This is a genomic window from Caulobacter sp. 1776, from assembly GCF_040545685.1.
Lineage (GTDB): Bacteria > Pseudomonadota > Alphaproteobacteria > Caulobacterales > Caulobacteraceae > Caulobacter.
The window spans coordinates 442,589-455,736 of sequence record NZ_JBEPMI010000002.1 but is presented as its reverse complement, the minus strand read 5'-3'; the positions used below and the strand labels follow the sequence as shown (position 1 = coordinate 455,736).

Annotated in this window: 12 protein-coding genes and 1 tRNA gene; 7 read left to right on the top strand and 6 right to left on the bottom strand. The window is 66.8% G+C overall.

Annotated elements, in window-relative coordinates:
- Nucleotides 1-35: 35 nt before the first annotated feature.
- The 4 genes from ABIC66_RS07565 to ABIC66_RS07550 form a co-directional block, all read right to left on the bottom strand.
- The gene (locus tag ABIC66_RS07565; RefSeq protein WP_354069062.1) at nucleotides 36-1,346 is read right to left on the bottom strand and encodes a type II toxin-antitoxin system HipA family toxin; all 1,311 of its coding nucleotides are present in this window, start codon (nucleotides 1,344-1,346) and stop codon (nucleotides 36-38) included.
- Nucleotides 1,343-1,687 carry a helix-turn-helix domain-containing protein gene (locus ABIC66_RS07560; RefSeq protein WP_354069060.1) on the bottom strand — a complete coding sequence of 115 codons (345 nt, stop codon included), beginning with the start codon at nucleotides 1,685-1,687 and terminating at the stop codon, nucleotides 1,343-1,345. The genes ABIC66_RS07565 and ABIC66_RS07560 overlap by 4 nt, the downstream gene beginning before the upstream one ends.
- 291 nt (nucleotides 1,688-1,978) lie before the next feature.
- Nucleotides 1,979-2,053, bottom strand: a tRNA-Val gene (locus tag ABIC66_RS07555).
- Nucleotides 2,054-2,100: 47 nt separating this feature from the next.
- The gene (locus ABIC66_RS07550) at nucleotides 2,101-2,814 is read right to left on the bottom strand and encodes an HAD-IA family hydrolase (protein ID WP_354069058.1); all 714 of its coding nucleotides are present in this window, start codon (nucleotides 2,812-2,814) and stop codon (nucleotides 2,101-2,103) included.
- Nucleotides 2,815-2,924: 110 nt separating this feature from the next.
- Here ABIC66_RS07550 and glmU point away from each other — a divergent pair, with 110 nt between their 5' ends.
- The 7 genes from glmU (at nucleotide 2,925) to ABIC66_RS07515 (ending at nucleotide 12,117) form a co-directional block, all read left to right on the top strand.
- Nucleotides 2,925-4,277 (top strand): bifunctional UDP-N-acetylglucosamine diphosphorylase/glucosamine-1-phosphate N-acetyltransferase GlmU, encoded by a 1,353-nt coding sequence (glmU, locus tag ABIC66_RS07545; RefSeq protein ID WP_502910331.1) that lies wholly within the window; start codon nucleotides 2,925-2,927, stop codon nucleotides 4,275-4,277.
- Nucleotides 4,274-4,957, top strand: coding sequence for a ribose-5-phosphate isomerase RpiA (gene rpiA, locus ABIC66_RS07540; protein ID WP_354069055.1), 684 nt, complete (start codon nucleotides 4,274-4,276; stop codon nucleotides 4,955-4,957). The genes glmU and rpiA overlap by 4 nt, the downstream gene beginning before the upstream one ends.
- 129 nt (nucleotides 4,958-5,086) lie before the next feature.
- Nucleotides 5,087-6,487 (top strand): glutathione-disulfide reductase, encoded by a 1,401-nt coding sequence (gor, locus tag ABIC66_RS07535; RefSeq protein WP_354069053.1) that lies wholly within the window; start codon nucleotides 5,087-5,089, stop codon nucleotides 6,485-6,487.
- A gap of 5 nt (nucleotides 6,488-6,492) precedes the next feature.
- Nucleotides 6,493-7,722: an O-antigen ligase family protein gene (locus tag ABIC66_RS07530; protein WP_354069051.1), complete on the top strand. Its 1,230-nt coding sequence runs from the start codon at nucleotides 6,493-6,495 to the stop codon at nucleotides 7,720-7,722.
- Nucleotides 7,723-7,836: 114 nt separating this feature from the next.
- A complete protein-coding gene (locus tag ABIC66_RS07525) occupies nucleotides 7,837-9,216 on the top strand; it encodes a class II 3-deoxy-7-phosphoheptulonate synthase (protein ID WP_354069049.1) in 1,380 nt (459 codons plus the stop codon).
- 77 nt (nucleotides 9,217-9,293) lie between these two features.
- Nucleotides 9,294-10,238, top strand: coding sequence for an aspartyl protease family protein (locus ABIC66_RS07520; protein ID WP_354069048.1), 945 nt, complete (start codon nucleotides 9,294-9,296; stop codon nucleotides 10,236-10,238).
- An 88-nt stretch (nucleotides 10,239-10,326) separates the two neighbouring features.
- The gene (locus ABIC66_RS07515) at nucleotides 10,327-12,117 is read left to right on the top strand and encodes a long-chain-acyl-CoA synthetase (RefSeq protein ID WP_354069046.1); all 1,791 of its coding nucleotides are present in this window, start codon (nucleotides 10,327-10,329) and stop codon (nucleotides 12,115-12,117) included.
- A gap of 188 nt (nucleotides 12,118-12,305) precedes the next feature.
- Here the strand turns inward: ABIC66_RS07515 and ABIC66_RS07510 are convergent, their stop codons facing one another.
- Both ABIC66_RS07510 and ABIC66_RS07505 read right to left on the bottom strand, forming a co-directional pair.
- A complete protein-coding gene (locus ABIC66_RS07510; RefSeq protein WP_354069044.1) occupies nucleotides 12,306-12,797 on the bottom strand; it encodes an SRPBCC family protein in 492 nt (163 codons plus the stop codon).
- Nucleotides 12,778-13,140, bottom strand: coding sequence for an ArsR/SmtB family transcription factor (locus tag ABIC66_RS07505; protein WP_354069391.1), 363 nt, complete (start codon nucleotides 13,138-13,140; stop codon nucleotides 12,778-12,780). The genes ABIC66_RS07510 and ABIC66_RS07505 overlap by 20 nt, the downstream gene beginning before the upstream one ends.
- Between the last annotated feature and the right edge of the window lie 8 nt (nucleotides 13,141-13,148).

The following is a 13,148-nucleotide window of genomic DNA, read 5'->3' as shown; positions in this document are numbered from 1 at the left end:
GCCGCGCCGCGATCACGCCATCCTCGCCGCGCGGCTCAGGTCGCCGGCGTCAATTCCAGCCGCAAGGCCTTTCCGATCCGTCCGCCGTCCGGCTCGTGGACGCCGGCGGCATTCGCGTAGGCAGGCCAGTCGCCGACCCGGTCGGCGATCTCCTTGATGATCGACAGGCTTCTGCGCCGCTTGAAACCGCAGAAAGCGCCGAACGCGACGAGATCCTCGATATCGAACCCGTCGCGCTTGCCGTTGAAGCTCATCTGGTGCGTGCTCGTCCAGGGACCCGACGGGTTGTAGGCGTAGGCGACGTCGAAGGCGGGCGACAAACGCCAATGGCCAGCGCGGTCCATCAGGAAGGCGATGTTCTTGACGTGGTCGTCCTGGTTGCGAATGAACAGGTTGAAGACGGCGCGCCGAAACTGCTGCTCGATGGCGTCCGCGCCCAGATCCAGCTTGCGGATGGTCTCCACCGCCTGCTCGTAGCTGTAGGCGCCGGCGGCGTTGAAATCGAAATGCCGCAGCGCCGCGAGGGACTGCATGTGCAGCTTTCCGCCGCGGTCGGTGCGATCGAACCGCTTCGTCATGAAGTGGCTGCGACGGCCCTCGTGGTGCAGGCGGCATTCCGACATCTCGATGCCCACATCGACGGCCATCTTGTAGAAGGCGTATTCGATCAGTCCGAAGCCTTGAGGATCGGCCAGTTCCTTGTCGCGATTGTTGCTGACGCCGTCGAACTTCATCAGCCAGTAGGAAAAGCCCTCGGCGGCCGGCGCCTGGCCCGACCGGAACTCTCCGGTCGCCTCGTTCCAGGCCAGGACGGCCTTCGCGCGCGCCCCGCCCGCCGATGTCCCGACGCGGAGGATCTCCTCGAGGGTTTCCTGGTCGTCGGTTCCCGACAACACGCCCCGCATGTCGCTGCGTTGAGCAAGGACCTGGTTGGCGAGCTCGACCAGGGCGTCGATCTCGAGCCGTCGCGAGCGATCGGCGGCGCCGAGCAACGTCGGGTGGAATTCAAGGGCCCCCATGCCGCGAGCGCCGATGTAGCAAAGGCGCTCGACGGGGTTGAACGAGTTCGCGTCGCGGCCCTGGCGCGCCAGCCAGGCGTCGATCAGGGCGTTGCCGTACTTGTCGGGCAGCGAGTCCGCCAGAAGACCCGGCAGGCCCTTGAACGCCGGACGGGGCAGGGCGGGGAAATCGTAGGGCGCCGAGCGTGGAGGCATGGTCAGCGGCGCGACCAGGATGCCGCTTTCGACGAATTCGGGCGTGTACTGGAACACCGCGTGGTCGCGATCCTCGGGCCAGGTCACGGCGGCGATGTCACGTCCCCAGAGCCGGACGATCGCGTCGGTCATTCCTCGTCGCCCCAGGTCCAGGGCGCGGCGGATTTGGGCTCGGTCGGGCGAGCGCGCTTACGCTCCGCGCCGGTGGCCATGCGGACGCGATCGACGGGACGCACGTCGGCGGGCGGCGCCAACACCTCCAGCCTGTCTCCCAGATCGAGAGCCGACAAGACGCGGATCAGCGTGTCGAGAGACACATTCTCTCCGTCCTCGAGGCGGCGCAGCGTGTTGAGCGACACAGCCGCGTCATCGGCCAGCTGGCGCTGCGTGAGATTGCGGTTGAGTCTGTGGCCGGCCAGGCGCTCGCCCAACTGGCGGACTTGGGTTCGGAGCGTGATTTCCGATATCGGCACCTAAGAACCCCTTTGTAGGCTTTTATGCGCTGAATTGCGACTAATCACTCATATAATGGCTTTTGTATAACTTTCAATTCGAACTTCGACTAGAGATGATTTAAGATGCAATATATGAGCGTTTAGGCGGAATAAGCCGCTTTATCGCCTATATATTGCATATAAGGTCGCGAGTTAACGCGGCCCCTTCAGGCTCTCATGCGCTTTGGCGAGGCTGTCTGGCACGAAATCGCGGAAAGCCAGCGCTCGGGGGCGTCTGGCGGCGACAGGTCGTCGATTTGAAGGATATTTTGGTGGATGCGACAGGGATTGAACCTGTGACCCCCTCGGTGTGAACGAGGTGCTCTCCCGCTGAGCTACGCATCCGCCGTGTGGAGAGGTCCAAGAAGGACCGATCCGCGAGAGGAGGGGGCCTATAGCCCGGTGTTCGGCGCGGGGCAAGAGGCCAAAAGCGCCATACAGGCCTGTGGCACATCCAAAAAGCTGTGGATGACCAGGTCGGCCCCCAACGTCTCGACCGGATCCTCGGTGTAGCCGAAGCTGACCAGCACGCTGGGCACGCCAGCGTTGCGGGCGCCGGCCGCGTCATTGACGCTGTCGCCGACCATGACGGCGCGGGCCGGATCACCGCCGACGGCCGCGATGGCGGCGGCCACATGGCGGCCGTCGGGCTTGGCGGCGGGGGCGAGATCGGCGCCGACCACGGCGTCGAAAAACGGCGTCAGGCCCACGCCGTCCAGCAGGGCGACCGACAGATGGGTCAGCTTGTTGGTGCAGACCACCAGCTTGGCGCCGGCGGCTTTCAGGTCCGTCAGCGCGTCGATCACGCCCGGGAACGGCGCGCTCTCGTCGGCGATGCGGTCCAGGTAGACGGCGATGAAACGTTCGATCAGGGACGGGGCGCGATCGGCGCCCAGTGGCGCGCCAGCGGCGGCGAAACCGCGCTCCAGCAGGGCTCGGGCCCCGCGACCAACCATCAGACGCACCTCGCCGAACGGCAGGGGCGGCAAGGTCTCCTGGGCCAGGATGGTGTTCAACGCGCCCACCAGGTCGGGGGCCGTATCGACCAGGGTGCCGTCGAGGTCGAACGCGATTGTCGCCCCGTTCAGGTCATGAAGCTCGCTCATGGGTCTGGCGTTTCGGCCAATTGCGCGGCTAATGCAACGCTGTACCGCGCCCCGAGGGAGTCGCCCGTCCGATGACTGAACCCGCCGCCAAGCCCGCCGATCCCCGGTCCATGAAGCCGCGCGCCGCCGTGATCCTGGCCGCCGGCCAGGGCACGCGGATGAAGTCTCCCACCCCGAAGGTGCTGCACAAGGTCGCCGGCCGCACGCTGCTGGACCTGGCCATCGACGCCGCCGAGGGTTTGGGCTGCGACCGGATCGTGGTCGTGGTGGGCGCGCACAGCCCGCAGGTGGGCGAGCACGCGCGCAAGCGGCTCGGCCCGAACGCGACCGTCGTCCAAGATCCGCCGCTGGGCACCGGCCACGCCGTCTTGGCGGCCAGGGACGCTCTGGCCGACTTCGACGGCGACGTCGTGGTCACCTATGCCGACTGTCCGCTGACCACCGCCCCGGTGATCGCGCCGCTGTTCGACCTGATGGCCAGCGGAACGGACGTCGCGGTGCTGGGCTTCGAGGCCGCCAATCCGTTCGGCTATGGCCGCCTGATCCTGGCGCCCGGTCACGTCCTGCTGCGCATCGTCGAGGAGAAGGACGCGGACCTTGGCACCAAACAGGTCAAGCACTGCAATTCCGGCGTCCTGGCGGCCGACCGCGCGACGTTGTTCAGCATCCTGGCCGATGTCCGCAACGACAACGCCAAGGGCGAGTACTACCTCACCGACGTCGTCGGCCTGGCCCACGACCGCAAGCTTTCGACCCGCGCGGCCTTCGCGCCGGAGCCTTCGGTGCAAGGCGTCAATTCACAGGCCGAGCTGGCCGCCGCCGAGGCCGTCTGGCAGGGCGCGCGGCGCAAGGCCCTGATGGTCGAGGGCGTGACCATGTCCGCGCCCGAAACCGTCTACCTGTCGTGGGACACCAAGATCGCCGCCGGAGCGGTGGTCGAGCCGTTCGTGGTCTTCGGTCCCGGCGTCAGCGTCGCCGGCGGCGCGGTGATCAAGGCCTTCAGCCACCTGGAAGGCGCGACCGTGGGCGAGGGCGCCCTGATCGGTCCTTACGCCCGTCTGCGTCCCGGCGCGGAGATCGGCGCCGACGCCCATATCGGCAACTTTGTCGAGGTCAAGAAGGTCAAGGTCGGGGCGGGCGCCAAGGCCAACCATCTCAGCTATCTGGGCGACGGCTCGATCGGCGAGAAGGCCAACATCGGGGCCGGCACGATCTTCTGCAACTACGACGGCTTCGAGAAGTTCGAGACCCATGTCGGCAAGGGCGCCTTCATCGGCTCCAACAGCGCCTTGGTCGCGCCCGTGCGGGTGGGTGACGGGGCGATGACCGGCTCGGGCTCGGTGATCACCAAGGACGTCGAGGATGGGGCCCTGGCCCTGTCGCGCGCCGAACAGACCGCCAAGGCCGGCTGGGCGACCAAGTTCCGCGCCTTGAAGCAAGCCAAGAAGGACAAGAAGAAATGAGCGCCGACGACCAGAAGCGCATTTCGGGCGAAGCCGCCGCCGAACTCGTCGAGAGCGGCATGGTGGTGGGCCTGGGCACCGGCTCGACGGCCGCCTGGTTCGTCAAGGCGCTGGCCGCTCGCGGGCTGTCCGACATCCGCGGCGTTCCAACCTCGGACGCCACGGCCGCCCTGGCGCGCGAGCTGGGAATCCCGCTGGCGGCGCTGGATGACGTCAAGACCGTCGACCTGACCGTGGACGGCGCCGACGAGGTCGGTCCGGGCCTGTCCCTGATCAAGGGCGGCGGCGCTGCCCTGCTGCGCGAGAAGCTGGTCTGGGAGGCCTCGGCCCGCTGCGTCGTCATCGCCGACGCCGCCAAGAAGGTCGACGTCCTGGGCAAGTTCAAGCTGCCGATCGAAGTGGTCCGCTTCGGCCACGTCCACACCGGCCACCGCCTGGCCGACATCGCCGCCGAGTTCGACCTGCCGCCGCCGCGCCTGCGCATGGCCGAGCGGGGCGTTGTGGTCACCGACGGCGGCAACCTGATCTACGACATGGCCTCGGGCCGCATCGACGAGCCGGCGGCCCTGGCCACGGCGTTGAAGAGCATCACGGGCGTGGTCGATCACGGCCTGTTCCTCGATCTCGCCGACGAGGCCCTGATCGGCACGGACGAGGGTGTGGTGCGTCTCGTTCCCTGACGTCCTACATAGAGCCGCTCGAGCTTTGCCGATCCGTCGGCAAAGCTCATCCTTGGCCTGAAGCATTCTTCGATCCGATAACCGCGCACACTTATCGGAAAATGCTTCTCTTAAGTTCCGGAGGCCTCCGTGGCTGACTACGACTTCGATCTCTTCGTCATCGGCGCTGGCTCGGGCGGCGTTCGAGCAGCGCGGCTAGCGGCCATGACCGGCGCCAAGGTCGCGGTGGCCGAGGAGTATCGGGTCGGCGGAACCTGCGTGATCCGCGGCTGCGTGCCCAAGAAGTTCATGGTCTACGCCAGCGAGGTCACCAGCCAGCTGAAGACGGCCAAGGGCTATGGCTGGAGCGTCGAGGGCGCGAAGTTCGACTGGAAGAGTTTCCTGCACGACAAGGACGTCGAGATCGCCCGCCTGTCGGGGATCTATGTCACCAATCTGCAGAAGGCCGGCGCGCACCTGCTGCACGGTCGCGCCCAGATCGTCGACGCTCACACCGTCGAGGTGCTGCCCAAGGAGGGTAGCCAGGACGCCGGGATCTACACCGCCAAGAAGATCCTGATCGCCACGGGCGGCCGGCCCGTGAAACCCGACTTCCCAGGCGCGGAGCTGGGCTTCACGTCGGACGAAGCCTTCCACATTCCCAAGCTGCCCAAGAGCATCATGATCGTCGGCGGCGGCTATATCGCGGTCGAGTTCGCCGGCATCTTCAACGGCCTGGGCGTCCAGACCACGCTGCTCTATCGTGGCGCGAACATCCTGCGCGGCTTCGACGACGACGTCCGCGCGCATCTGGCCGACGAGCTGGAGAAGCGCGGGATCAAGGTGGTCCTGGGCTGCGCGCACAAGAGCATCGAGAAGGCTGAGGACGGGACGCTGCTCAGCACGCTCAGCAACGACCTGACCTTCGAGACCGAGGCCGTGATGTTCGCCACCGGTCGCGACCCCTATGTCGAGGGGCTGGGCCTGGAGAAGGCCGGGGTGAAGCTGAACGATCGCGGCGCGATCGCGGTCGACGCGCACTCCAAGACCAATGTCGCCAGCATCTGGGCGGTCGGCGACGTCACCGATCGTATCAATCTGACGCCAGTGGCGATCCGCGAGGGCGCGGCGTTCTCGCAGACCGAGTTTTACGACAACCCGACGACCTTCGATCACGACATGGTCGCCTCGGCGGTGTTCTCGCAGCCGCCGGTGGGCGCGGTCGGCATGACCGAGGCCGAGGCGCGCCACGCGTTCGGCGCGGTCGACATCTACCGCTCGGTGTTCCGCCCGATGAAGGTCACCTTCTATGGCGGCCAGGAGCGGTGCCTGATCAAGCTGGTCGTCAAGCAGGACGACCAGAAGGTGGTCGGCGTCCACGTGGTGGGGCCGGACTCGCCCGAGATCATCCAGATGGCCGCCATCGCCGTGAAGATGGGCGTGACCAAGCCGCAGTGGGACTCGACCTGCGCGGTCCACCCGACCTTGGCTGAAGAGCTGGTCACGCTGCGCGAGAAGTATGTACCGGTCGAAGTCGGCGGGGTTGGATGACCCGAATGGCGGTTTCGGCCGGCGCCTTGGCGACGGAGCGACGCACGCGCTGGCTGGGCGCCATCGCCGTCTTCCTGATGGTGATGACGCCGCTGATCGGCTACCTGATCCCGCTGTGGTACGCGGGGCTGCTGACCCTGGTCGGCCTGCTGGCGACGCCGGCCCTTGCCCGGTCGCGGCCGCCGCTGACGCCAATGCTGGCCCTGGTGTTGCTGGTGGCGTGGGCCTTGATCAGTCTGCACTGGAGCCCGGCGGCGCCGGATCTTTCCGAACTGCGCCGCGACAAGGACGTCGAGAAGTTCACCGCCCTGAAGCTCGTGCTTCAGCTGGGTTTTTACGGCGTGGCGGCGGCGGCGCTGGGGGACATGTCCGAGCGCTCGGCGCGGCTGGCCGGCAGGGTGATGCTGACGGGGACGCTGCTGCTGGCCCTGGTCACCTGCGTCGACGGGGTGTTGCAGGCGCCGATCTACACGGCGCTGCACAACGTGACCGAAGGGCCCATTCGGCCGGACTTCGCCGTGGTGAAGGTCTCGATGGCGACCTATTCGCTGGCCCTGCTGTTCTGGCCCTGCGCGCGCATCCTCGACGCCTGGAAGTTCCGAGGCCGCAACATCCTGATCGCGCTGCTCGCGCTTTGCACGGTGGTCGGCGCGCATTTCACTGGCGCCGACGCGCCGATCGCCGCCCTGGTCCTTGGCGGGGTGGCGTGGCTGGGCGTGCGGGTCGTCGGAAAGCCGTTCGCCCGCGGCCTCATTCCAGTCGTCTCGGCGCTGTTCATCTTCGCGCCGATGGTGGTGCTTTGGGGCGTGCGATCGGGCTTCTTCGCCTGGCTGCACGTGATAGCCCCGCCGTCGTGGGACGCCCGCCTGAACATCTGGGCATTCACCGCCGACCAGATCGTCAATCATGCCCTGCGCGGCTGGGGGATCGACGCCAGCCGCACGTTCCCGGCCATCCCGCTGCACACCCACAACGCGGCCCTTCAGCTATGGCTGGAGCTGGGTTCCGTCGGCGCCGCCCTGGCGGCGGCGTTCTTCGCGTGGATCCTCTACCGCGTCGTGGCCTGGACGGGCGATGAGCGCCGGGACGGGGCCATGGCGGCGGGGGCGCTGGTCTCCTATCTGGTGATCGGCGGCCTGAGTTTCGGGGTCTGGCAGGAGTGGTGGCTGGCCCTCGGCGCGCTGGCCGCCATCGCCTGCGGGATCGCGCAAAAATCCAGCGCTTCGAGCCGGTAGAACGACAACGAAGTTTCCCGTCTCGGCATGTCGACGGTGTTCAGCCGCACGATTTTGCCTTTTTATTCCATACGCGGTATCTACGCCGCCCTTTGAAGTTATCGAGCCTTTGTCATGACCGCCCGCTGGACCCCCGCCACCTGGAGAGCCAAACCCGCCAAGCACATCCCGTCCGACTATCCGGACGCGGGGGCCGTGGAACGGGTCGAGCAGACGCTTCGCCAGATGCCGCCGCTGGTCTTCGCCGGCGAGGCGCGCCGTCTGAAGAGCCTGCTGGGCGACGTGGCCGAGGGCCGGGCCTTCCTGTTGCAGGGCGGCGACTGCGCCGAGAGCTTCAAGGAATTCCACGCGGACAACATCCGCGACACCTTCCGCCTGATCCTGCAGATGGCGGTGGTGCTGACCTTCGCCGGCGGCAAGCCGGTGGTGAAGGTGGGGCGCATCGCCGGCCAGTTCGCCAAGCCGCGCTCCGAGCCGATCGAGACCATCGGCGACGTGACCCTGCCGTCGTATCGCGGCGACATCATCAACGGCATGGACTTCACCAACGAGGAGCGCCAGCCCGATCCGGATCGCTTGCTGAAGGCCTACGGCCAGTCGGCGGCGACCTTGAACCTGTTGCGCGCCTTCGCCAGCGGCGGCTATGCCGATCTCTACAACATCCACCGTTGGACGCTGGGCTTCGTGGGCGACAGCCCGCAGGGCGCGCGCTATCGCGAGCTGTCGGAGAAGATCAGCGAGGCCCTGACCTTCATGTCGGCGGTCGGCGTCACGCCCGACACCCAACCCGACCTGCGCCGCGTCGAGTTCTTCACCAGCCACGAGGCCCTGCTGCTGGGCTTCGAGGAAGCCATGACCCGCGTCGATAGCACCTCGGGCGATTGGTACGACACCAGCGCCCACCTGCTGTGGATCGGCGAGCGCACCCGTCAGCTGGACGGCGCGCACATCGAGTTCATGAAGGGCGTGAAGAACCCGATTGGCCTGAAGTGCGGCCCGACCATGGAGGGCGACGACCTCCTGCGCCTGATCGACGTGCTCAACCCGAACAACGAGCCGGGCCGCCTGACCCTGTACGGCCGCTTCGGCTCGGACAAGATCGCCGACCGCCTGCCGCGCCTGATGAAGGCGACCAAGGCGGCGGGCCGCTCGGTCGTCTGGGCCACGGACCCGATGCACGGCAACACGCTGAAGGCCTCGACCGGCTACAAGACCCGCCCGTTCGACCGCATCCTCTCGGAAGTGAAGAGCTTCGTGGAGATCGCCCAGGCCGAAGGCGTCCATCCGGGCGGCGTGCACTTGGAGATGACCGGCCAGAACGTCACCGAGTGCCTGGGCGGCGCCCGCGCGGTCTCGGAGACCGACCTCGCCGACCGCTATCACACCCATTGCGATCCGCGTTTGAACGGCGAGCAGGCGCTGGAATTGGCCTTCCTGGTGGCCGAAAAGCTCAAGGCCGCCCGCGACGACCAGCGTCGTCTCGCCACCGGCTAGGTTGGTCGCTCGGTGAACGGCGCTCTCTGGCGCCGTTCCGCCGGTCCGTATAGCGTCTTCCCTTGGGGAGGACGTGAATGGACATATCAAGTGTACAGCGTCGCGCGCTAGTCAGCTCGATGGCGGCGGCGGTGTTCGCACCCGGCGCGGCGCGGGCGCGGACGCAGACCCCGCCGGCTCCAGCCGACTCGCCCGCGGATTCGCTGCGCTATCTGGACGACGCCAAGCGTCTGACGGTGAAGGCGCTGCTCAACGGCCAGGGGCCCTTCACCTTCCTCGTCGATACCGGCGCCAACAGCTCGGTGATCGCCGCCGAACTGGCCGCGCAGCTGGGCCTGCCTAGCGCCGGTCAAACCAGGATGCACGGCATCGCCGGCGCCCAGAGCGTCGAGACCGTGGTGGCCGATACCCTCTCGGTCGGGCGCCGCGTCCGTCGGCGGACCACCTTGTCGGTGTTGCCCCGCGACACGCTGCGCGTCGACGGCATCCTGGGGCTCGAATGGCTGGGCGGCGCCAATCTGCTGCTGGATTTCAGGCGTCGGCGCATGCTGGTGGGCGAGGGCCTGCCGTTGCCCGACCAGGACACCATCGCCGTCAAGGCCACCGTGCAGAAGAGCGGCCTGACCTTGATCGACGCCTTCGTGCCCGGCCGCCGGATCGTCGCCTTCGTCGATAGCGGTTCGACGACCACAGCCGGCAATCTCGCCTTGCTGCAGGCGGTTCAGGAGCGTGGTGCGATCGTCGGTCCGCTCATCGAGACGGAGCTGCGCAGCGTCACCGGTCAGGTGCTCCCCGGACGTCTGGTGACGATCAGCCGGTTGACCTTGGGTAACATCGTCCTACGCCGCGTATCGATGGTGATCGGTCCGATCCACACGTTCGATTTCTGGGGCATGCACGAGGAACCCGCCATCCTGATCGGCTCGGACATCCTGCAGGCGTTCGAAAGCGTGGCGATGGACTTTCACGCCGGCGAGGTCCGTTTCAAGGTTTCGGGCCTCTCCGGAAACGGCGCGGTTTGAGCAAACACCGATAGGTTTGCAATGCGGCGCGCTGGCGCTTGACCGGTCGCGCGGCGCTCTCCAATGGTTGTTTGAAGGGAGAGCAAGAATGCGTTTGCGTCAGAAGATCAAGCGGGAGATCCGGTTCCTGAAGGGACTGTCCCGGACGCTGAAGCGCGTGAAGTCCATTGCTCCCGACAGCACCAATCTGATCTGCGACGACCTCGAGGCCGCGGTCGACAAGTGGCGCGACCGCCAGGCGATCACCTTCGAAGGTAAGACGGTGAGCTACGCCGAGCTCGACGCCATCGCCAACCGCTACGCCCATTGGGCCAAGGGGCAGGGACTGACGCGCGGCCAGACGGTGGCGCTCTTCATGCCCAATCGACTGGAATACATGGCCATCTGGTACGGCCTGTCGAAGGTCGGCGTCGCCACGGCCCTGATCAACAACCAGCTGACCGGCGCGGCCCTGGCGCACTGCCTGAACATCTCCCAGGCCATGCACTGCATCGTCGACCCCGAAACCTCACCCTGTTTCGAGGACGTGAAGGGCCAACTGGGCCGTCACATGCACCAGTGGGTGCTTGGCCCGGCGCACGGCGAGCAGCGCGACCTGGTCAAGGCGCTGAAGAGCTGCAGCCAGCTGCGCCCCGATCGCGAGACGGCTCGCGACGGCATCACGGCCAAGGAGACCGCGCTCTACATCTTCACCAGCGGCACGACGGGCCTGCCCAAGGCCGCGCGCATCACCCACATGCGCGCCCAGCTCTATATGCGCGGCTTCGCCGGCTCGACCGGGGCGAAGGAGACCGACCGCATCTATGTGACCCTGCCGCTGTATCACGCCACCGGCGGCCTCTGCGCCTTGGGCGCGGCCTTGCTGAACGGCGGCTCGGTCCTGCTGCGCAAGAAGTTCTCGGCGACCCACTTCTGGCCCGACGTCGTGAACGAGCACTGCACGATGTTCGTCTATATCGGCGAGCTGTGCCGCTACCTGGCCAACCAGCCCGAGCACGAGCTGGAGCGCGCCCACAAGCTGCGCATGATCTTCGGCAACGGCCTGCGGCCCGATGTCTGGAACGAGATGCTGGACCGCTTCAAGGTCGGCGAGGTGCTGGAGTTCTATGGCGCGACCGAGGGCAATGTCTCGCTGTTCAACTTCGACGGCCGCCGTGGCGCGATCGGCCGGATCCCGAATTATCTGAGGAACAAGTTCAACATCCGGATCGTGAAGTTCGACGTCGAGGCCGAGATGCCGGTGCGCGGCCCGAACGGCTATTGCGTCGAGGTGGCGCCCGGCGAAGTCGGCGAGTGCATCGGCCATATCGGCAGCGACGCCCGCTCGAACTACACCGGCTACGCCGACAAGGCCGCCACCGAGAAGAAGGTGCTGCACGACGTCTTCGCCAAAGGCGACGCCTGGTTCCGCACCGGCGACCTGATGAAGGTGGACGGCGACGGCTACATCTATTTCGTCGACCGCATCGGCGACACCTTCCGCTGGAAGGGCGAGAACGTCGCCACCAGCGAGGTGGCCGAACGTCTGGCCGGCTTCGACGGGATCCAGGAGATCAACGTCTACGGCGTCAAGGTCGGCGATCTCGATGGCAAGGCCGGCATGGCCGCCCTCGTCACCGGCGAGGACTTCGACATGGCCGCCTTCGGCAAGCACGTCGACGAACACCTGCCCACCTACGCCCGGCCGCTGTTCGTGCGCCTGCAGAAGGCGATCGAGACCACCGGCACCTTCAAGTACCGCAAGATCGACCTGGTCAACGACGGTTTCGACCCGACCAAGACCAAGGACCCGCTGTACTTCCGCGATCCGGCCAAGGGCTACGTGAAGATCACCAAGGCCGTGCACGCCAAGATCGAGGCCGGCGCCTTCAAGCTGTAGGCGCCGATCGACATTCAGTCCCAAATCCGCTCATCCCCGCGAAAGCGGGGACCCAAGCCGAGTCGGCGGATGGATTCTGGGCCGAGCAACACACTGAGAGTCCGCTTGGGTCCCCGCTTTCGCGGGGATGAGCGGATTTGAAAGGCGACAAAAGTTGAATGTCGATCCGTCCTAGGCGCCGGCGCCGCTCATGCGCTCGCGCCCAGGGTGACGAGAAGCTCGTCCAGCTGTTCGAACTGCTCGGGCATCGCATCTTCCATGCCGACGAAGGACGCGTCGAGGGCTTCCTTGGATGGGTAGAGCTCCTTCAGGACCAGGCGCGTCTTGTCGCCTTCGTCCTCGAAGGTCACCGTGGTCACGGCGCCGTCCTCGCCTTCGTCGTTCGACCAGACGAGGCGCGAGAGCGGCTCCACCTCGAGGTACTTGCCGAAGAACGCCATGGACTGCGAGGCGTCGCGTCCGAACACGACGCGGTATCCGCCCCCGACCCGCACATCCATCTCGCAGGACAGCATGGGGACGCCCGACGACTTCGGCGCCCACCACAGCTGGAACAGCTCGGCCTTGGTCCACGCATCGTAGACGACGCGGACCGGCCCGTCGAAGACCCGCGTCACGACCAGTTCGCGGTCGGACCGCCGCTCGACCTTCGTGCGGCCGCTACTCACCCGTTCGCCCATCGATCTTCTCCTTGCGTTTCATCGCCGCCACGACTTCGTCCAGTGCGTCGAAGCGTTCGTTCCAAAGCCGGCGACGCCCTTCGATCCAGGCCGCCGCCTCCTCAAGTCCAAGCCGGCCGAGCCTGCAGGTCCGCACGCGCCCGATCTTCTCCGTCGTGACCAGCCCCGCCTGCTCAAGGACGCCGACGTGCTTCTTCATGCCCGTGAGGGTCATGTGGAATGTCTGGGCCAGCTCGGTGATCGAGGCGTCCGAGCGCCCAAGCTGCTCCAGCACGCCCCGCCGGGTGGCGTCCGAGAGCGCGGCGAAGGCAGTGTCGAGGCGTGTCGCTGAATGATGAACCATATGGTTCA